We start from the raw sequence: 17968 nt of genomic DNA on the forward strand, positions 1-17968 counted from the left end.
CATAGGTAAAGCGCACGAAATGTACAAATCTTACGAAAGGGTGGGGCTGCGGGACAAGTGGCAGGCAGGCGTAACACGCCCGGTTTTGGGGTGACTGTCATCAAATACCGGGACGGCGTTGGGGGAAAATAGGGTATAGAGGGGGAGGTTTAGTCTTCGTCAAAGCCGGAATTGAACAGCGCGATAACCGCCGCCAGCGCTTCAACTTCTTGCGGGCCGGTGGCTTCAATTTCGATCTGACGCCCTTTGGCGGAGTCGAGCATTAACAGCGCGATGACGCTGTTTGCTTCCGCTTCGGTGCCTTCGTCATTGCGTAATAGCACCTCGGCGTCAAAACCCTGCATCAGTTCGAAAAGCTTCATGGCAGGCCGGGCATGCATGCCCAGCTTATTGGTGACTTCAACAGTTTGCTTTACGGTCATGTTTTGCGTTTTTCCAGCGTGCGATGGCGAGACTGGACATTTTTACCGCGCGAGCGGAAGTAGTCTGCCAGCTGTTCTGCAATATACACCGAACGGTGTTTCCCGCCGGTACAACCGATAGCGACGGTAAGGTAGCTGCGGTTGTTGGTCTCCAGCATCGGTAACCATAGCTCAAGATAGCTGCGAGTCTGATAGATAAAATTGTGAACTTCTGTGTGTCGGTCAAGAAACGCGGCTACCGGCTTATCAAGCCCGGTCATGGGGCGCAGTTTTGGATCCCAGTGCGGGTTGGGCAGAAAGCGGACATCAAACACATAGTCCGCATCAATCGGGATACCATGTTTAAAGCCGAAGGACTCAAATACCATCGTCAGTTCACGCTCGCGTTTGCCCAACAGCCGGGTACGCAGCATCTCCGCCAGCTCATGGACGGACATTTCTGAAGTGTCGACGATCAGATCCGCACGTGAGCGTAACGGCTCCAGCAAGTCACTCTCTTTATCGATCGCACTCTCTAAAGAAAGATTTTTGCTGGAAAGCGGATGCAAACGGCGCGTGTCGCTGTAGCGGCGAATCAAGGTATTGCGGTCGGCGTCAAGAAACAGCAATTGCGGCGAGAAAGCGCCAGGCAGATTATTCATCGCCTGTTCAAAAATCTCAGGTGATTCAGGCATATTGCGCACATCAATGCTGACGGCGGCGGAAATCTGGCGATCGGCCAGCGTTCGCGCCAGATCGGGCAACAGCACGACGGGGAGGTTATCCACGCAGTAAAATCCCATATCTTCCAGCGCGCGCAGAGCGACAGATTTACCTGATCCGGAACGCCCGCTGACGATCATCAGTACCATGTACCGTTTCTCCTCACAACGACAGAAATAAATGCCATTGAGTTGTTATGCCTCATTCTGCTCACCTTCGGTGTCAGTAATGATTTGATACAGCTCTTCATCATTCAGCGCCGCGCGCAGGCGGCGGCAGATCGTTTTATCCGCCAGACGTTTCGCCACCAGCGACAGCGTGTGCAGATGCGTTTTAGTTTGATCGGCGGGCACCAGCAGGGCGAAGAGGAGATCGACCGGCTGGTTATCGATGGCGTCGAACGCGATTGGCGTTTCGAGCTGAACGAACACGCCGACGGCGCGTAAGGTATCTTCTTCCAGTTTCCCGTGCGGGATGGCGATACCATTACCAATACCGGTACTGCCCATTTTTTCGCGTGTCAGAATGGCTTCAAACACGACCTGAGGAGGTAAACTGAGCTGTTTTGCCGCCAGTTCGCTGATGATTTCCAGCGCGCGTTTCTTACTCTGACAATGAACGCCGCTACGCGTACACTCCTGGTTAAGTACACTGCTCAGTTGTAGAGTCGTATCGTTATTTATCATAATTTCACCTAAGAACCTGTCCTGTCAGGTTGATGGCCAGGTTCGGAGCGCTAACTGTACAAATGGCCCGTTGTGTCACACAACAGGCCGTCCTGCACTGGCTAACTGCCCGGACAATTAGTGTTGTTTCAGTTTATCTTTATGCCTGGTTAACTGCCTTGCCAGTTTATCAATCAAGCCGTCAATGGCGGCATACATATCCTGGCCTTCCGCGCTGGCGTGAATTTCGCCGCCGTTAACGTGTAGCGTCGCATCCGAGATGTGCGTGACCTTCTCCACTTTCAACACCACGTATACCTGATTAATCCGCTCAAAATACTGTTCAAGTTTGGCGAATTTTGTCGTCACAAATTCACGCAGGGCTTCAGTAATTTCGACATTATGTCCGGTGATATTGAGCTGCATAGTGTCTTCCTTATCGGTTGGGTCAAACCAGCTGTTTGCGTTGGTTTGACGGCGGAATGGATAAAGACTCTCGGTACTTCGCAACAGTGCGGCGCGCCACCATGATACCTTGTTCTGACAGCAGAGAGGTTAACTTGCTGTCGCTCAGTGGTTTCGCGGGGTTTTCCGCCGCAATTAACTTCTTCACCAGCGCGCGAATCGCGGTGGAAGAGGCTTCGCCTCCGCCTTCGGTATTGACGTGGCTGGAAAAGAAATATTTGAGTTCAAAAATACCGCGCGGGCTGTGCAAATACTTCTGCGTGGTCACGCGGGATATAGTGGATTCGTGCATCTCGACGGCCTGGGCGATATCCGCCAGTACCATCGGTTTCATATATTCTTCGCCCTGTTCAAAAAAGGCTTGCTGTTGCTCGACGATGCAGCGACTGACGCGCAGCAGCGTGTCGTTACGGCTTTCAAGGCTTTTTATCAGCCATTTCGCATCCTGTAAATTACTGCGGATGAACTGGCTGTCGGCATCGTTGCGCGCGCTATTGCACATGGCGGCATAGTGCTGGTTAATCTGTAAACGGGGAATACTGTCGCTATTAAGCTCCACCGTCCAGCGACCGTTATGCTTGCGTACCAGCACATCCGGGATAACGTACTCCGGCTCGCCGGTCTGGATCGATTGACCGGGTCTGGGATCGAGCGACTGAATCAGGTTTACCGCCTCTTTCAGCACCTCTTCTTTCAGTCGGGTAACGCGCATCAACGTGCGGAAATCGTGGTTGGCCAGCAGATCAAGATGATCGCAGATAATAAGCCGCGCCTCTTCCAGCCACGGCGTGGATTTGTCGAATTGTGAAAGCTGGATCAGCAGACAGTCGCGAAGATCTTTTGCCGCGACGCCTACCGGATCAAAACGCTGAATACGCTTCAGGACGGCTTCGACCTCATCGAGATCCACCTCTACATCGCCCATGCTTTCGCGAATTTCGTCCAGGGATACGGTGAGATAGCCGGTATCATCTACCGCATCGACAATGGATGTCGCAATAGCGCGATCGGTGTCCGAGAAGGGCGTTAGCTCAACCTGCCACATCAGATAATCCTGCAACGACTGCGTCGTTTCGCCCTGATAGACGGGCAGCTCATCGTCGATATAATCGCCGCTGGGGCCGGATGGCGTCCCGGCGGTGTAAATTTCATCCCAACTGGCGTCAAGCGGCAGCTCTTCCGGCATCTCTTTTTGTTCGAGCGCGTCGGCGGTATCGAGAGGATCGTTATCCTGAGGTTGCTGAGTGTCGATTTCGTCATGAAGATCGGTTTGCTCAAGCAGCGGGTTATTTTCCAGCGCTTGCTGGAGTTCCTGCTGAAGTTCCAGCGTAGACAACTGCAACAGACGGATGGCCTGTTGTAGCTGAGGCGTCATCGCCAGTTGTTGGCTAAGCCTGAGTTGCAAACCTTGCTTCATATTCAGAGTCGTTTTCTCCCGCTAGAGCAGCATAGCCCTCTACCCTATCAGAGTCTGAAGTCTTCCCCAAGATATACACGCTTAACGTGTTCGTCTTGCAGGATTTCTGTCGGCGTACCGTGGGCAATAAGGTGGCCCTGGCTCACGATATAGGCGCGTTCACAGACTGCCAGCGTCTCACGGACGTTATGGTCGGTGATCAGCACGCCGAGCCCACTATCGCGCAGATGCTCGATAATGCGTTTTATGTCGATAACGGAAATCGGGTCGACGCCGGCAAAGGGTTCATCCAGCAGGATAAATTTGGGATTAGCGGCCAACGCGCGGGCTATTTCTACACGACGGCGTTCACCACCGGACAGCGCCTGTCCCATGCTGTCGCGCAGATGCTCGATATGAAACTCTTCCATCAGCTCGTTGGCGCGGTCTTCTCGCTGTTCTGCGGTCAAATCGTCACGAATTTGCAGTACCGCCATCAGGTTATCAAATACGCTGAGACGGCGGAAAATAGAGGCTTCCTGCGGCAAATAGCCGATACCGCGGCGCGCGCGCGCGTGCAGCGGCAGCAGACTGATATCTTCATCATCGATGATGATATTGCCCGCGTCACGCGGCACGATACCGACGACCATATAAAAGGTGGTGGTTTTACCCGCGCCGTTTGGACCGAGCAGCCCGACAATCTCCCCGGAGTTAACGGTCAGACTGACATCTTCCACTACGCGACGGCCTTTATAGGCCTTCGCCAGATTCTTTGCAGTTAATGTTGCCATAACGAATTAGTTACTCTTCTTTTGCGCCGGAGTCTGGCCTTTGTTTTTGTCTTGCAACTGCGACGGCACCAGAACGGTGGTGACGCGTTTGCCTTTCTCGCTGAAGGCCTGCATTTTCTGCTCTTTCACCAGGTAGGTGATTTTGTCGCCGGTAATGTTGCTGTCAAGCTGCTCCAGATAAGCGTTGCCGGTCAGCACCACAAAATCTTTTGCCAGCTCGTAATGCATATGGGAAGCGTGGCCTTTCACCGGCTTACCGTTGTCCTGCATCTGGTAGAAGGTGGCCGGATTGCCGTAACCGTCGATCACCTCTTTCCCCTGTTCGCCGCCAGGGCGGGTAACCACGACTTTATCGGCGTTGATCTTAATCGTGCCCTGGGTCATTACCACGTTGCCCGTAAAGGTCACGACGTTGCCTTGCATATCCAGCGACTGTTGATCCGAGTCAATATGAATAGGCTGTTCGGTATCGCCCGTGACGGCGAAGGCCGGAATGCTGGCGGCCAGCAGCGAGCCGGCAAGCATAAGATTAAGGCTGAGTTTGTTTGTTTTGAATTTCATAAGAGGTTCTAACCTTTTCAATCAGCTCGGCGTTCTTGCTGCGTAAGTTACCGCGCATTTTCAGTCCGCTGGAGTTAAATGTTGTGCCGTATAACGTCACCAGATCGTTCGAGGTAACATCCTGCGTCACCAGATTAATCTGCGCGTTATCGGTGGTAATTCTGCGTAATTGAGCGTCAGGCACCAGGGCGTTGACTTCAACATGGCCATACAGATAGAGCATCCGATCGTTAGTCAATTTGGCTTTATCGGCCTTGATCGACCATGTCGGCACTTTATCCTTATCAAAGGTGGTTAATACCGGTTGCGTAAACCATGAGACCGCCTGATCGGAAAAATATTCAACGTGCTGCGCGATCAGACGATAGCTCAACGCGCCTTCCGGACTGTACACGACGGTATCCGTATGCTCGCTTTTATACGTGGGATCGTTGCTGTTGACCATCACGGCAGCAGGATCGTCTTTATCCGCCAGATTGATACCAATCAGTACCAGAATGGCCAGCGACAGTAGAATGATAACCCAACGTCTGGTTTTACTCATATCGATTGCCCTTTGGCCTCATCCAGCTTGCCCTGCGCCAGCAGCAGCAAATCGCACACCTCACGTACCGCGCCGCGCCCGCCGGCAATGTGCGTCACATAGTCAGCGCGGGGGCTCAGCAGCGGATGCGCATCCGCAACGGCAACGCTTAACCCCACTTTTTCCATCACTGGCCAGTCAATCAGATCATCGCCGACATAGGCAACATTTTCCGGCGCAATGGCCAGTTTTTCCAGCAGATCGCTAAAGGCGATCAGCTTATTCGACTGTCCCTGATAAAGATGGACAATCCCCAGCGTGGCGCAGCGATCTTCTACAAGTTTAGCCTTTCGTCCGGTAATAATGGCAACCTCGATATTGGAGGTCAAAGCACAGCGAATACCATAGCCGTCACGAACGTTGAAAGCCTTCAGCTCTTCGCCGTTATTGCCCATATAAATCAGGCCGTCAGACAATACGCCATCCACGTCCAGGATGAGCAGGCGGATATTCTCCGCTTTGGTCATGACATGGGTGCTGACGGGGCCATAACAGGTCGCAAGCGACGCACCTGCTTTACTCATCGTTAATTATCCTTGAGTTTCTACACGACGCCTGCACGCAGGAGATCATGCATATGTAACACACCGAGTAACTGGTCGCCATCAGCAACCAGTACGGAGGTGATATGGCGGGACTGCATTAAATTCAGCGCATCGACAGCGAGAATACCGGGACGCACGCGAATGCCCCCTGGCGTCATCACCTCGGCGATCCCCAACTGGCGCATATCGCCGCCCATATCGAACACGCGACGTAAATCGCCGTCGGTGAAGATACCGTCGATCTTCATGGATTCATCGCAAATGACGGTCATACCGAGATTTTTACGCGTAATTTCTAACAGCGCATCACGCAGGGTGGCATGTTTATTAACATGCGGGATCTCATCGCCAGTATGCATAATATCGCTTACGCGCAGCAGTAGCTTACGTCCCAGCGCGCCGCCAGGATGCGACAGAGCGAAATCCTCGGCGGTAAAGCCGCGCGCTTTTAACAACGCCACGGCGAGCGCGTCGCCCATCACCAGCGTTGCGGTGGTACTAGTGGTAGGCGCCAGGCCTAACGGACACGCTTCTTTGGGCACTTTAACACACAGATGCACATCTGCCGCACGCGCCATGCTGCTTTCCGGTCGCCCGGTAATGCAAATTAACGGTACGTGCAGCCGTTTAAGCACCGGTATTAGCGCCGCGATCTCGCTGGATTCGCCGGAGTTGGAGATAGCGATAACCACATCCTGCGGCGTAACCATCCCCAAATCGCCGTGCGCGGCTTCGCCTGGATGTACAAAAAAGGAAGAGGTGCCGGTACTGGCGAACGTGGCGGCCATTTTCCGTCCGATATGGCCGGATTTCCCCATCCCCATGACCACCACTTTTCCGGTGCAGTTGAACATTTTTTCACAGGCCAGCGTGAAATGCTGGTTGATATATTGATCAAGCTCCGCCAGGCCTTCACGTTCAATTTCCAGGACCTCTTTGCCTGCCTGCTGAAAGTCAAACCCCGGTTGCAACGCTAAATGCGACATAATCCGTTTCCAGTTATCCAACAAGAAGTGGCGATAGCCAATAGAGCATCGCCAGCCATACGATAAACCCGCCGGTCAGCAGTATACCTGCGCCCCGGCCAATCTGGCGCGGATGCCGCCAGCAAAGTAAAGCGAAAACCACGCTAACCAGCAACATCACGCTATAATCTCGCCCAAACGCCAGCGGGTTGATCTCCCCCGGCGCGATCAGCGCAGGCAGTCCCAGCACGATGGCGAGATTAAAAATATTGGCGCCAATGAGATTACCAACGGCAATATCATTTTCGCCTTTTCGCACGCCGGCAATCGCCGTCGCCAGCTCTGGCAGACTGGTGCCGACGGCGATGACTGTCAGACCGAGCGTTAATTCACTCATGGCGAAATAGTTCGCCAGCACCGTAGCGTTATCGATTACCATGCGCGTCGCCATCGGCATGATGACCAGCGCAATGCCCAGCCATAAGAACGCGACGGGGAGCCCGCCTTCGCGCGGTAGCTCCGCCAGTTGTTCGCGGGTGAGGCTGTCATTCCCCTGGCGTTCGGCCAGACGCGCGATTTTAACAATGAATAACAGCCATAGCACAGCCAGAAGCAGGAGAAAGATACCATCACTGCGACTTAACTGTCCGTCATGCAGTACGGAACCGGCTATCACGCTAACAAATAACATTAATGGCAATTCGCGACGTAGAACATCGGAATGCACGGTAAATGGACGAACCAGCGCCGCCAGCCCTAAGATCAGCAAAATATTGGTGATGTTAGAACCGAGCGCCGCACCGACGGCCAAATCGAGCTGACCGTGTAGCGATGCGGCGGCCGACACAATAATTTCCGGCAGCGAGGTGCCGATACTCACGACCGTCATCCCGATGATCAGCGGGGGAATACCGAATGTACGGCATAAAATAGAGGCCGCAAACACCAGACGATCGGCGCCGTAGGCCACCAGAAGCAAACCAATTATGAGTAGCGCCATCGCTAAAAGCATCTAAAGTCCTTTCTTCAGGTATACTCGCCGGTCCCCTGGAAGGGATATCTGGAAGCCGTAACGAAGTCCTAATTTTGACTTTATGCGGCTAAAAAGTAAAACGAATGCCAGCTTTCGCTAACCCTGTCAGTTAATATTCTGTAATTATGTCGAACCCATGGTTAAATTCAGCGCCATGGTTACCTCAACAAGGCAATACGAAGGATGAATCAATGGGTCAGTCTGCGGCCAATTTAGTCGATATGCGCGACGTCAGCTTTTCCCGTGGCGAACGCTGCATTTTCGATAATATTTCCCTGACGGTGCCGCGCGGGAAGATCACGGCGATCATGGGGCCGTCGGGCATCGGTAAAACCACGCTGTTGCGCCTGATTGGCGGACAGATCCCGCCGGATAAGGGCGAGATCTTATTTGATGGCGAGAATGTGCCGGCCATGTCCCGTTCGCGGCTCTACACCGTCCGTAAACGTATGAGTATGCTGTTTCAGTCGGGAGCGCTGTTTACCGACATGAACGTGTTTGACAATGTGGCCTATCCGCTACGGGAGCACACCAATTTACCCGCGCCGCTGCTAAAAAGCGTCGTGATGATGAAACTGGAAGCTGTCGGGCTGCGCGGCGCGGCAAAACTGATGCCTTCCGAGCTCTCCGGTGGGATGGCGCGCCGTGCCGCGTTGGCGCGCGCCATCGCTCTGGAACCGGATCTCATCATGTTCGATGAGCCGTTTGTTGGCCAGGACCCGATTACCATGGGCGTTCTGGTGAAGCTGATTTCAGAATTGAACAGCGCGCTGGGCGTGACCTGCGTGGTGGTCTCGCATGATGTGCCAGAGGTGCTCAGTATTGCGGATCACGCCTGGATTATGGCGGACAAAAAAATCGTCGCTCACGGTAGCGCTCAGGCGTTGCAGGAGAATACGGACCCGCGCGTGCGTCAGTTCCTTGACGGCATTGCCGACGGGCCGGTTCCGTTCCGCTATCCGGCGGGCGACTATCACCTTGATTTACTCGAAACAGGGAGTTAAGCCACTCATGCTGTTAAATGCGCTGGCAGCACTCGGACACAGCGGGATCAAAACCGTCAGGACGTTCGGGCGCGCCGGGTTAATGTTATTCAATGCGATTATCGGTAAGCCGGAGTTTCGCAAACATGCGCCGCTGCTGGTGCGCCAGCTTTATAATGTGGGCGTCTTGTCGATGCTTATCATTATTGTCTCCGGCGTATTCATCGGTATGGTGCTGGGGCTGCAAGGCTATCTGGTTCTGACCACTTACAGCGCGGAGACCAGTCTTGGCATGTTAGTGGCGCTTTCGCTGCTGCGCGAGCTGGGACCGGTGGTCGCGGCGTTGCTGTTTGCCGGGCGGGCCGGGTCGGCGTTGACGGCGGAAATCGGCCTGATGCGGGCGACGGAGCAGCTCTCCAGTATGGAGATGATGGCGGTCGATCCATTGCGCCGGGTGATTTCGCCGCGCTTTTGGGCGGGCGTGATTTCATTGCCGCTACTGACCATTATCTTTGTGGCGGTCGGTATCTGGGGCGGCTCGCTGGTCGGCGTAAGCTGGAAGGGAATCGACGCCGGGTTCTTCTGGTCCGCGATGCAGAATGCCGTCGACTGGCGTATGGACCTGGTGAACTGTCTGATAAAGAGCGTGGTGTTCGCCATTACGGTAACATGGATTGCGTTATTCAACGGTTATGACGCAATACCGACTTCTGCCGGGATTAGCCGGGCAACGACGCGTACCGTGGTTCACGCATCGTTGGCCGTTCTGGGGCTGGATTTTGTGCTGACCGCACTGATGTTTGGGAATTGAGTTCATGCAAACGAAAAAAAATGAAATTTGGGTAGGCGTTTTTTTGCTGGTAGCGTTGCTGGCAGCGCTGTTTGTTTGCCTGAAGGCGGCAAATGTGACCTCTATGCGCACGGAGCCGACCTATAAGGTTTATGCGACCTTCGATAACATCGGCGGTCTGAAAGTGCGTTCCCCGGTACGCATCGGCGGGGTGGTTGTCGGGCGGGTTGAAGATATCTCGCTTGATCCGAAAACATACCTGCCGCGCGTAACGCTCGACATCGAAGAGCGTTATAACCATATTCCCGATACCAGCTCGTTGAGTATTCGTACTTCCGGGCTGCTGGGGGAGCAATATCTGGCATTAAACGTCGGTTTTGAAGATCCTGAGCTGGGAACGTCTATCCTCAAAGATGGGAGTACGATTCAGGACACCAAGTCTGCAATGGTGCTGGAAGATATGATTGGCCAGTTCCTTTATAACAGCAAAGGCGACGACAATAAGAATTCTGGCGATGCGCCAGCCGCAACGGAAGGTCATACTGAAGCCACAACGCCCGCGGGCGAAACGAAATAATCTCAGGAGAATTGAGGCATGTTTAAACGACTGATGATGGTGGCCCTGCTGGTCATTGCGCCATTAAGCGCAGCAACGGCAGCGGATCAGAGCAATCCTTATAAACTGATGAACGAGGCGGCGCAGAAAACTTTTGATCGCCTGAAAAACGAACAGCCGAAAATTCGTGCCAATCCGGATTACCTGCGAGACGTTGTTGATCAGGAACTTCTGCCGTACGTGCAGGTAAAATATGCCGGCGCGCTGGTGTTGGGCCGCTACTACAAAGAGGCGACCCCGGCGCAGCGTGAAGCCTATTTTGCCGCGTTTCGCGAATACCTGAAACAGGCCTACGGTCAGGCGCTGGCGATGTACCACGGTCAGACTTACCAGATAGCGCCTGAGCAACCGCTGGGCGATGCGACCATTGTGCCTATCCGTGTAACGATTATCGATCCCAACGGTCGTCCGCCGGTACGCCTGGATTTCCAGTGGCGCAAAAACACTCAGACCGGCAACTGGCAGGCGTATGACATGATTGCGGAAGGCGTCAGCATGATCACCACCAAGCAAAATGAGTGGAGCGATCTGCTGCGTACTAAAGGCATCGACGGCCTGACCGCACAACTGAAATCTATCTCTCAACAGAAAATTACTTTGGACGAGAAACAGTAATGACGCCGCAACTCACCTGGACGCGTGAGGCGGACACTCTGGTGCTGGCGGGAGAGCTGGATCAGGACGTGTTGGCGCCGCTATGGGACGCGCGCGTAGAAGCGATGACTGGCGTTACCCGTATCGACCTGAGCCAGATCTCCAGGGTGGATACGGGGGGACTGGCGCTGCTGGCGCACCTTGTGAACCAGGCAAAAAAGCAGGGCAATGCCGTGTCGCTGTCTGGCGTTAACGACAAGGTTTACGCGCTGGCGCAATTATATAACTTGCCCGAAGACGTACTTCCCCGTATGTAATGAATGCCGGATGGTTTATCCGGCCTACACTTCGCATGATCCCCGTAGGCCGGATAAGTTGCGTTAGCAGCACCATCCGGCACTTTTACCGCGCTGATTTATCAGCGTAATCTTTTGCTTATTTAAGACGGCGCGACTTTGCTCTAAGATGTTGGGCTGTTTTCACTATTTGACGAATAAAGAACCCATGGAAAATCATGAAATTCAGAGTGTGCTGATGAATGCCCTCTCCCTCCAGGAAGTCCACGTCTCCGGCGATGGCAGTCACTTTCAGGTTATTGCCGTGGGCGAGATGTTTGACGGCATGAGCCGGGTCAAGAAACAGCAAACGGTCTATGGGCCGCTAATGGAGTACATTGCGGACAACCGTATCCATGCCGTATCGATCAAAGCATATACCCCGGCGGAATGGGCGCGCGATCGTAAACTTAACGGATTTTAAGCTACGGGTAACCTGCCGGTAGCGGAGATGAATGCTTAACTGAGAATACAATAATGGATAAATTTCGTGTACAGGGGCCAACGACGCTCCAGGGCGAAGTCACAATTTCCGGCGCCAAAAACGCCGCGCTGCCGATCCTGTTCGCCGCTCTGCTGGCAGAAGAACCGGTAGAGATCCAAAACGTTCCAAAACTGAAAGACGTGGATACGTCGATGAAGCTCCTGAGCCAATTAGGCGCGAAAGTGGAACGCAATGGATCGGTACACATTGACGCCAGCCAGGTGAACGTGTTCTGCGCGCCTTATGATCTGGTTAAGACCATGCGCGCCTCGATATGGGCGCTGGGGCCGCTGGTTGCCCGTTTTGGTCAGGGACAAGTCTCTCTGCCGGGGGGCTGTACTATCGGCGCGCGTCCGGTTGATCTGCATATTACCGGTCTGGAACAACTGGGTGCGACCATCAAGCTGGAAGAGGGCTACGTAAAGGCCTCCGTCGAAGGACGTCTTAAAGGGGCGCATATCGTGATGGATAAGGTCAGCGTCGGCGCGACCGTCACCATTATGTGCGCCGCTACGCTGGCGGAAGGGACGACCATCATTGAAAACGCCGCGCGCGAGCCGGAAATTGTCGACACCGCTAACTTCCTGGTTACGCTGGGGGCGAAGATCGCCGGGCAGGGCACCGATCGTATTACGATCGAGGGCGTAGAGCGTCTGGGCGGCGGCGTTTATCGTGTGCTGCCGGATCGTATCGAAACGGGGACTTTCCTGGTGGCGGCAGCGATCTCTCGCGGCAAAATCCTCTGCCGTAACGCGCAACCGGACACTCTGGACGCGGTACTGGCGAAACTGCGCGATGCTGGCGCGGATATCGAAGTGGGCGAGGACTGGATTAGTCTGGACATGCACGGCAAACGGCCGAAGGCGGTCAATGTCCGTACCGCGCCGCACCCGGCATTTCCGACCGATATGCAGGCGCAGTTCACGTTGCTGAACCTGGTGGCGGAAGGGACGGGCTTTATCACTGAAACCGTCTTTGAAAACCGTTTTATGCACGTGCCTGAACTCAGCCGCATGGGCGCGCGTGCGGAAATTGAAAGCAATACCGTCATATGCCATGGTGTAGAAACGCTCTCTGGCGCCCAGGTCATGGCGACAGATCTGCGGGCATCTGCGAGCCTGGTGCTGGCGGGCTGTATTGCGGAAGGCACGACGATTGTGGATCGCATTTATCACATCGATCGCGGTTATGAGCGCATCGAAGACAAACTGCGCGCGCTAGGCGCGAATATTGAACGCGTGAAAGGCGAATAGCCTTCTGTACGCTGAATAACCCCCGCGAACGCGATTGCGGGGGTTGTTTTACAGGCACTTACTCTACATTCTGTTTGTCTTTATTACGCGCTCTCATAAGCCGCGTTCTGTCGATAAACTCATGCGTGCGCGGATCGTGATAACGCGATGGCCAAATAACCCAGGGTTCCGTTCCCAATGCTTTCGCAATAATCAACTCTCCTTTCGGCCACGGGCGCGTTAATGCATTGGCCAGCGTGGATGAACTCAATCCATTCCGGCGTGACTCAGCGGCCATTGAAGTCCCTTTTTTACGTAGTCCGGCAATGATATCGGCCGGATGCCAGTCAATAAGCTTGCTTTCCATACATCCATCACTCCTTAGGTTAATCACTTACGGTTTTAACAACCCGACGACGTTCGATACTATAACGCTTCGTGAAGGAATGTTCTAAAAAGTTCATGTAAGTGGCGGCAATATTCAGAATATGCCAGGGGAAGTCCTGGATGAGTATGTGAAAGACAGGCGATAGGGTATCTGGAGTTTATTAGAACTTAATGGGATATCCCGCGCAGTACGCGGGATAAGAGAACGGCATTAACGATCGCGCTGCACCGCGATGTGTGCGAGACCGATTAGCGCCTCACGCCATGGGGTATCCGGCAATATCTGCAACGCGGATATCGCTTTGTCGGCTTCTTCTTCCGCTCGCTGACGCGTCCATTCCAGCGAGCCGCAGGTGGTCATCGCTTCCAGAACCGGTTCCAGAAGATGACGGCCATTACCTTGTTCAATAGCGGTACGGATCATCGCTGACTGTTCTGGCGTACCGTGGCGCATGGCGTGAAGCAACGGTAAGGTGGGTTTGCCCTCATTGAGGTCATCACCCACATTTTTACCGAGATGCTCGCCGTCGGCACTGTAATCCAGCAGATCGTCAATGAGCTGGAAAGCCGTACCAAGGTAGCGGCCATAGTCCTGCAACCCTTTCTCTTGCTCAGGCGTACAACCGGCGAGAATACCGGAGCACTGGGCGGCAGCTTCGAACAGACGGGCCGTTTTACTGTAAATCACCCGCATGTAATTTTCTTCGGTAATGTCCGGGTCATTCACGTTCATCAATTGCAGCACTTCGCCTTCTGCAATCACGTTGACCGCTTCCGACATCACTTCCAGCACTTTTAACGAGCCGAGGCTGGTCATCATCTGGAAGGCGCGGGTATAGATAAAGTCGCCGACCAACACGCTGGCGGCATTACCGAAAGCGGCATTTGCCGTCGCTTTGCCGCGACGCATATCAGATTCATCCACCACATCATCATGTAGCAGCGTCGCCGTATGGATAAACTCGATCAGAGCGGCGATAGTCACGTGCGCGTTACCCTGATAACCCACCGCACGCGCGGCAAGAACGGCAATCATCGGACGAATGCGTTTTCCGCCGCCGCTAATAATGTAATATCCTAGCTGATTAATCAGTTGAACGTCGGAATTAAGCTGTTCAAGGATTGTCGCATTGACACCCGCCATATCTTGCGCGGTTAACTCGTTGATTTTTTCTAAATTCATCGCAAAAGCCGGGCTTATCGCCCCGATTATCCCATGTCTGAATGAGGTAACGTAGGGTTTATGGTTAGAAATATACCCTGATTGTACTGAAAAAACGCCGCAGATAAACGTTACCGTATGCGTTGTGTTTTTTTTCTTCATGTATTGATGGTAGCACTTGTCAAAGCCGTGCAATTTGCGTAATATTCGCGCCCTATTGTGAATATTTATAGCGCGCTCTGAATCATTGAAAGGTGTGCGCGGAAGCGGAGTTTTTTATGTACGCGGTTTTCCAAAGTGGTGGTAAACAACACCGAGTAAGCGAAGGTCAGACCGTTCGCCTGGAAAAGCTGGACATCGCAACTGGCGAAACTATCGAGTTCGCTGAAGTTCTGATGATCGCAAACGGTGAAGAAGTCAAAATCGGCGTTCCTTTCGTTGATGGCGGCGTAATCAAAGCTGAAGTTGTTGCCCACGGTCGTGGCGAGAAAGTTAAAATCGTTAAGTTTCGTCGCCGTAAACACTACCGTAAGCAGCAGGGCCATCGTCAGTGGTTCACTGATGTGAAAATTACCGGCATCAGCGCTTAAGATTAGGGGAGCAGATTAAATGGCACATAAAAAGGCTGGCGGCTCGACTCGTAACGGTCGCGATTCTGAAGCTAAACGTCTGGGCGTAAAACGCTTTGGCGGTGAAGCAGTTCTGGCAGGCAGCATCATCGTTCGTCAACGTGGTACTAAATTCCACGCTGGCACCAACGTTGGTTGCGGTCGTGACCACACTCTGTTTGCTAAAGCAGACGGTAAAGTGAAATTCGAAGTTAAAGGCCCGAAAAACCGTAAATACATCAGCATCGTTGCTGAGTAAGTTTTTTGTGGTCCGGTAACGGATGAAAGCCCCGCACCTGTTGCGGGGCTTTTTACATTCGATGACCGACTAAAATATACCCGTGTGGCTGTGCGAATGCCGTTAACGGGTCTTTGCAGGGAACACGGCATGAAGCAGCAGGCAGGCATTGGCATTCTTTTAGCGCTCACTACCGCGATGTGCTGGGGAGCGTTGCCAATAGCAATGAAGCAAGTGCTGGAGGTGATGGAGCCTTCAACCATTGTCTTCTACCGCTTCTTAATGGCCAGTATTGGCCTCGGGGCGATACTGGCAGTAAAAAGAAAGCTGCCGCCGCTGCGTATTTTTCGTAAGCCGCGCTGGTTGGTGTTATTGGCGATAGCGACCTGCGGACTGTTCGGTAATTTCATTTTGTTCAGTTCTTCCCTGCAATATTTAAGCCCAACCGCGTCGCAGGTTATCGGCCAGCTCTCGCCGGTTGGCATGATGGTCGCCAGCGTCTTTATTCTGAAAGAAAAGATGCGCGGTACGCAGGTGATTGGCGCGCTGATGTTATTGAGCGGGCTGGTGATGTTTTTTAACACCAGTCTGATCGAGATTTTTACCCGACTGACCGACTACACCTGGGGCGTTATTTTTGGCGTAGGCGCGGCGATGGTGTGGGTGAGCTATGGCGTGGCGCAAAAAGTATTATTGCGACGTCTGGCCTCGCAGCAGATCCTGTTTTTACTGTACACTTTATGTACGATGGCGCTCTTGCCGCTGGCAAAACCGATGGTGATAGCGCAACTGAGCGACTGGCAGCTCGCCTGTTTGATTTTCTGCGGGCTAAATACGCTGGTAGGATATGGCGCCCTGGCGGAAGCGATGGCGCGTTGGCAGGCGGCGCAGGTGAGCGCGATAATCACGCTTACACCGCTATTTACCCTGCTGTTTTCAGATCTTTTATCTATGGCCTGGCCCGATTTCTTCGCCAGACCGATGTTAAACCTTTTAGGTTATCTCGGTGCGTTTGTCGTGGTTGCGGGCGCGATGTATTCCGCCATTGGTCATCGTATTTGGGGCGGTTTACGCAAGCATGAAACGGTGGTTTCGCAACCCCGCTCAGGCGAATGATTTACGGAGAATAAAATGAAGTTTGTTGATGAAGCATCGATTCTGGTCGTTGCAGGTGATGGCGGTAATGGCTGTGTGAGCTTCCGCCGCGAAAAATATATCCCGAAAGGCGGCCCGGACGGCGGTGATGGCGGCGACGGCGGCGACGTCTGGATGGAAGCCGATGAAAACCTGAATACGCTGATCGATTACCGCTTTGAAAAATCGTTCCGCGCTGAACGTGGTCAGAATGGCGCGAGCCGCGACTGTACCGGTAAACGCGGTAAAGACGTGACCATTAAAGTGCCGGTCGGTACGCGCGTTATCGACCAGGGAACCGGTGAAACGATGGGCGACATGACCAAACACGGTCAGCGTCTGTTGGTCGCGAAGGGCGGCTGGCATGGGTTAGGCAATACCCGTTTTAAATCCTCGGTTAACCGTACGCCGCGCCAGAAAACCAATGGTACGCCGGGCGATAAGCGCGACCTGCTGCTGGAACTGATGCTGCTGGCGGATGTCGGGATGCTGGGGATGCCAAACGCCGGTAAATCAACGTTCATTCGTGCGGTATCGGCAGCAAAACCGAAAGTCGCGGACTATCCGTTTACCACGCTGGTGCCGAGCCTGGGCGTGGTACGTATGGACAGCGAAAAGAGTTTTGTGGTGGCCGACATTCCGGGGTTGATCGAAGGCGCGGCGGAAGGCGCGGGCCTGGGGATTCGCTTCCTGAAGCACCTCGAACGTTGCCGCGTACTGCTGCACCTCATTGATATCGATCCGATCGACGGTTCCGATCCGGTGGAAAACGCCCGTATCATTATTGGCGAACTGGAAAAATACAGCCAGGATCTGGCGGCTAAACCGCGCTGGTTAGTGTTCAACAAGATCGATCTGATGGATAAAACCGAAGCGGAAGAGAAAGCGAAAGCGATCGCCGAAGCGTTGGGCTGGGAAGGGAAATACTATCTGATTTCCGCCGCCAGCCAGCTAGGGGTGAAAGATCTCTGCTGGGATGTGATGACCTTTATCATCGAGAATCCGATCGCGCAGGCTGAAGAAGCAAAACAGCCGGAAAAAGTCGAGTTCATGTGGGACGATTATCATCGCCAGCAGTTGGCTGAAGTGGAAGAAGACGCAGACGATGACTGGGATGACGACTGGGATGAAGACGACGAAGAAGGCGTCGAGTTCATCTACAAACGTTAATCTCGTAGCCGGATGGCGCTTACGCTTATCCGGCCTATAAAAGCCAACGGGCCGCATTTGCGGCCCGTTTTATTATGTTCGTTGTAGGCCGGATAAGACGCGTT

Annotated in this window: 24 protein-coding genes; 11 read left to right on the plus strand and 13 right to left on the minus strand. The window is 53.6% G+C overall.

Annotated features, from left to right (window positions below):
- Positions 1–149: 149 nt before the first annotated feature.
- The 11 genes from npr to ABVN44_RS21380 form a co-directional block, all read right to left on the minus strand.
- Complete coding sequence (gene npr / locus ABVN44_RS21330; RefSeq protein ID WP_000216797.1) at positions 150–422, minus strand: PTS phosphocarrier protein NPr; 273 nt, start codon at positions 420–422, stop codon at positions 150–152.
- The gene (gene rapZ, locus ABVN44_RS21335; protein ID WP_000243749.1) at positions 419–1273 is read right to left on the minus strand and encodes an RNase adapter RapZ; all 855 of its coding nucleotides are present in this window, start codon (positions 1271–1273) and stop codon (positions 419–421) included. The genes npr and rapZ overlap by 4 nt, the downstream gene beginning before the upstream one ends.
- A 45-nt stretch (positions 1274–1318) precedes the next feature.
- Positions 1319–1810: a PTS IIA-like nitrogen regulatory protein PtsN gene (gene ptsN / locus ABVN44_RS21340; protein ID WP_000609332.1), complete on the minus strand. Its 492-nt coding sequence runs from the start codon at positions 1808–1810 to the stop codon at positions 1319–1321.
- Positions 1811–1927: 117 nt separating this feature from the next.
- Positions 1928–2215, minus strand: coding sequence for a ribosome hibernation promoting factor (gene hpf / locus ABVN44_RS21345; protein ID WP_001176589.1), 288 nt, complete (start codon positions 2213–2215; stop codon positions 1928–1930).
- 22 nt (positions 2216–2237) lie between these two features.
- Complete coding sequence (rpoN, locus tag ABVN44_RS21350; RefSeq protein ID WP_000809020.1) at positions 2238–3671, minus strand: RNA polymerase factor sigma-54; 1434 nt, start codon at positions 3669–3671, stop codon at positions 2238–2240.
- Between the two features lie 47 nt (positions 3672–3718).
- Positions 3719–4444, minus strand: coding sequence for an LPS export ABC transporter ATP-binding protein (lptB, locus tag ABVN44_RS21355; protein ID WP_000224104.1), 726 nt, complete (start codon positions 4442–4444; stop codon positions 3719–3721).
- Between the two features lie 6 nt (positions 4445–4450).
- Positions 4451–5005 carry a lipopolysaccharide ABC transporter substrate-binding protein LptA gene (gene lptA, locus ABVN44_RS21360; protein WP_000669770.1) on the minus strand — a complete coding sequence of 185 codons (555 nt, stop codon included), beginning with the start codon at positions 5003–5005 and terminating at the stop codon, positions 4451–4453.
- Positions 4974–5549 carry an LPS export ABC transporter periplasmic protein LptC gene (lptC, locus tag ABVN44_RS21365; protein ID WP_000047845.1) on the minus strand — a complete coding sequence of 192 codons (576 nt, stop codon included), beginning with the start codon at positions 5547–5549 and terminating at the stop codon, positions 4974–4976. The genes lptA and lptC overlap by 32 nt, the downstream gene beginning before the upstream one ends.
- Positions 5546–6112, minus strand: coding sequence for a 3-deoxy-manno-octulosonate-8-phosphatase KdsC (gene kdsC / locus ABVN44_RS21370; RefSeq protein WP_023232448.1), 567 nt, complete (start codon positions 6110–6112; stop codon positions 5546–5548). Before kdsC ends, lptC begins: the two co-directional genes overlap by 4 nt.
- A gap of 20 nt (positions 6113–6132) precedes the next feature.
- On the minus strand, positions 6133–7119 hold the full coding sequence (gene kdsD, locus ABVN44_RS21375) for an arabinose-5-phosphate isomerase KdsD (protein ID WP_000018619.1): 987 nt from the start codon (positions 7117–7119) through the stop codon (positions 6133–6135).
- 13 nt (positions 7120–7132) lie between these two features.
- On the minus strand, positions 7133–8110 hold the full coding sequence (locus tag ABVN44_RS21380; protein ID WP_000922731.1) for a calcium/sodium antiporter: 978 nt from the start codon (positions 8108–8110) through the stop codon (positions 7133–7135).
- Between the two features lie 212 nt (positions 8111–8322).
- Between ABVN44_RS21380 and mlaF the strand changes: the two genes are divergently transcribed.
- The 7 genes from mlaF to murA all read left to right on the plus strand — a co-directional run bounded on the left by mlaF (position 8323) and on the right by murA (position 13186).
- Positions 8323–9135 (plus strand): phospholipid ABC transporter ATP-binding protein MlaF, encoded by an 813-nt coding sequence (mlaF, locus tag ABVN44_RS21385; protein WP_000531566.1) that lies wholly within the window; start codon positions 8323–8325, stop codon positions 9133–9135.
- Between the two features lie 7 nt (positions 9136–9142).
- Complete coding sequence (gene mlaE, locus ABVN44_RS21390; RefSeq protein WP_000925786.1) at positions 9143–9925, plus strand: lipid asymmetry maintenance ABC transporter permease subunit MlaE; 783 nt, start codon at positions 9143–9145, stop codon at positions 9923–9925.
- Between the two features lie 4 nt (positions 9926–9929).
- Positions 9930–10481 carry an outer membrane lipid asymmetry maintenance protein MlaD gene (mlaD, locus tag ABVN44_RS21395; RefSeq protein WP_001193591.1) on the plus strand — a complete coding sequence of 184 codons (552 nt, stop codon included), beginning with the start codon at positions 9930–9932 and terminating at the stop codon, positions 10479–10481.
- A gap of 18 nt (positions 10482–10499) precedes the next feature.
- Entirely contained in the window at positions 10500–11135 is a 636-nt protein-coding gene (gene mlaC, locus ABVN44_RS21400) for a phospholipid-binding protein MlaC (RefSeq protein ID WP_000476475.1), read from the plus strand.
- On the plus strand, positions 11135–11431 hold the full coding sequence (gene mlaB / locus ABVN44_RS21405) for a lipid asymmetry maintenance protein MlaB (protein WP_000188844.1): 297 nt from the start codon (positions 11135–11137) through the stop codon (positions 11429–11431). The genes mlaC and mlaB overlap by 1 nt, the downstream gene beginning before the upstream one ends.
- 187 nt (positions 11432–11618) lie before the next feature.
- Positions 11619–11873: a BolA family iron metabolism protein IbaG gene (ibaG, locus tag ABVN44_RS21410; protein WP_001518349.1), complete on the plus strand. Its 255-nt coding sequence runs from the start codon at positions 11619–11621 to the stop codon at positions 11871–11873.
- Between the two features lie 53 nt (positions 11874–11926).
- A complete protein-coding gene (gene murA, locus ABVN44_RS21415; RefSeq protein ID WP_000357288.1) occupies positions 11927–13186 on the plus strand; it encodes a UDP-N-acetylglucosamine 1-carboxyvinyltransferase in 1260 nt (419 codons plus the stop codon).
- A gap of 58 nt (positions 13187–13244) precedes the next feature.
- Here the strand turns inward: murA and sfsB are convergent, their stop codons facing one another.
- Positions 13245–13532, minus strand: coding sequence for a DNA-binding transcriptional regulator SfsB (gene sfsB, locus ABVN44_RS21420; RefSeq protein ID WP_000444167.1), 288 nt, complete (start codon positions 13530–13532; stop codon positions 13245–13247).
- Positions 13533–13763: 231 nt separating this feature from the next.
- Positions 13764–14735, minus strand: coding sequence for an octaprenyl diphosphate synthase (gene ispB / locus ABVN44_RS21425; protein ID WP_001047354.1), 972 nt, complete (start codon positions 14733–14735; stop codon positions 13764–13766).
- Positions 14736–14992: 257 nt separating this feature from the next.
- Between ispB and rplU the strand changes: the two genes are divergently transcribed.
- The 4 genes from rplU to cgtA all read left to right on the plus strand — a co-directional run bounded on the left by rplU (position 14993) and on the right by cgtA (position 17864).
- The gene (gene rplU, locus ABVN44_RS21430; protein ID WP_000271396.1) at positions 14993–15304 is read left to right on the plus strand and encodes a 50S ribosomal protein L21; all 312 of its coding nucleotides are present in this window, start codon (positions 14993–14995) and stop codon (positions 15302–15304) included.
- A gap of 19 nt (positions 15305–15323) precedes the next feature.
- A complete protein-coding gene (gene rpmA, locus ABVN44_RS21435) occupies positions 15324–15581 on the plus strand; it encodes a 50S ribosomal protein L27 (RefSeq protein ID WP_000940593.1) in 258 nt (85 codons plus the stop codon).
- 129 nt (positions 15582–15710) lie between these two features.
- Positions 15711–16676 (plus strand): DMT family transporter, encoded by a 966-nt coding sequence (locus tag ABVN44_RS21440; protein WP_023232450.1) that lies wholly within the window; start codon positions 15711–15713, stop codon positions 16674–16676.
- 15 nt (positions 16677–16691) lie between these two features.
- Positions 16692–17864: an Obg family GTPase CgtA gene (cgtA, locus tag ABVN44_RS21445; protein WP_000673556.1), complete on the plus strand. Its 1173-nt coding sequence runs from the start codon at positions 16692–16694 to the stop codon at positions 17862–17864.
- Positions 17865–17968 lie beyond the last annotated feature (104 nt).

The organism is Salmonella sp. SJTUF15570 (assembly GCF_043357055.1).
GTDB classification, from domain to species: Bacteria; Pseudomonadota; Gammaproteobacteria; order Enterobacterales; family Enterobacteriaceae; genus Salmonella; species Salmonella enterica.

What these genes read in the sequence shown, in the direction of transcription:
- npr (WP_000216797.1), bottom strand. Translation starts at nt 422, where the DNA reads ATGACCGTAAAGCAAACTGTTGAAGTCACCAATAAGCTGGGCATGCAT.
- rapZ (WP_000243749.1), bottom strand. Translation starts at nt 1,273, where the DNA reads ATGGTACTGATGATCGTCAGCGGGCGTTCCGGATCAGGTAAATCTGTC.
- ptsN (WP_000609332.1), bottom strand. Translation starts at nt 1,810, where the DNA reads ATGATAAATAACGATACGACTCTACAACTGAGCAGTGTACTTAACCAG.
- hpf (WP_001176589.1), bottom strand. Translation starts at nt 2,215, where the DNA reads ATGCAGCTCAATATCACCGGACATAATGTCGAAATTACTGAAGCCCTG.
- rpoN (WP_000809020.1), bottom strand. Translation starts at nt 3,671, where the DNA reads ATGAAGCAAGGTTTGCAACTCAGGCTTAGCCAACAACTGGCGATGACG.
- lptB (WP_000224104.1), bottom strand. Translation starts at nt 4,444, where the DNA reads ATGGCAACATTAACTGCAAAGAATCTGGCGAAGGCCTATAAAGGCCGT.
- lptA (WP_000669770.1), bottom strand. Translation starts at nt 5,005, where the DNA reads ATGAAATTCAAAACAAACAAACTCAGCCTTAATCTTATGCTTGCCGGC.
- lptC (WP_000047845.1), bottom strand. Translation starts at nt 5,549, where the DNA reads ATGAGTAAAACCAGACGTTGGGTTATCATTCTACTGTCGCTGGCCATT.
- kdsC (WP_023232448.1), bottom strand. Translation starts at nt 6,112, where the DNA reads ATGAGTAAAGCAGGTGCGTCGCTTGCGACCTGTTATGGCCCCGTCAGC.
- kdsD (WP_000018619.1), bottom strand. Translation starts at nt 7,119, where the DNA reads ATGTCGCATTTAGCGTTGCAACCGGGGTTTGACTTTCAGCAGGCAGGC.
- ABVN44_RS21380 (WP_000922731.1), bottom strand. Translation starts at nt 8,110, where the DNA reads ATGCTTTTAGCGATGGCGCTACTCATAATTGGTTTGCTTCTGGTGGCC.
- mlaF (WP_000531566.1), top strand. Translation starts at nt 8,323, where the DNA reads ATGGGTCAGTCTGCGGCCAATTTAGTCGATATGCGCGACGTCAGCTTT.
- mlaE (WP_000925786.1), top strand. Translation starts at nt 9,143, where the DNA reads ATGCTGTTAAATGCGCTGGCAGCACTCGGACACAGCGGGATCAAAACC.
- mlaD (WP_001193591.1), top strand. Translation starts at nt 9,930, where the DNA reads ATGCAAACGAAAAAAAATGAAATTTGGGTAGGCGTTTTTTTGCTGGTA.
- mlaC (WP_000476475.1), top strand. Translation starts at nt 10,500, where the DNA reads ATGTTTAAACGACTGATGATGGTGGCCCTGCTGGTCATTGCGCCATTA.
- mlaB (WP_000188844.1), top strand. Translation starts at nt 11,135, where the DNA reads ATGACGCCGCAACTCACCTGGACGCGTGAGGCGGACACTCTGGTGCTG.
- ibaG (WP_001518349.1), top strand. Translation starts at nt 11,619, where the DNA reads ATGGAAAATCATGAAATTCAGAGTGTGCTGATGAATGCCCTCTCCCTC.
- murA (WP_000357288.1), top strand. Translation starts at nt 11,927, where the DNA reads ATGGATAAATTTCGTGTACAGGGGCCAACGACGCTCCAGGGCGAAGTC.
- sfsB (WP_000444167.1), bottom strand. Translation starts at nt 13,532, where the DNA reads ATGGAAAGCAAGCTTATTGACTGGCATCCGGCCGATATCATTGCCGGA.
- ispB (WP_001047354.1), bottom strand. Translation starts at nt 14,735, where the DNA reads ATGAATTTAGAAAAAATCAACGAGTTAACCGCGCAAGATATGGCGGGT.
- rplU (WP_000271396.1), top strand. Translation starts at nt 14,993, where the DNA reads ATGTACGCGGTTTTCCAAAGTGGTGGTAAACAACACCGAGTAAGCGAA.
- rpmA (WP_000940593.1), top strand. Translation starts at nt 15,324, where the DNA reads ATGGCACATAAAAAGGCTGGCGGCTCGACTCGTAACGGTCGCGATTCT.
- ABVN44_RS21440 (WP_023232450.1), top strand. Translation starts at nt 15,711, where the DNA reads ATGAAGCAGCAGGCAGGCATTGGCATTCTTTTAGCGCTCACTACCGCG.
- cgtA (WP_000673556.1), top strand. Translation starts at nt 16,692, where the DNA reads ATGAAGTTTGTTGATGAAGCATCGATTCTGGTCGTTGCAGGTGATGGC.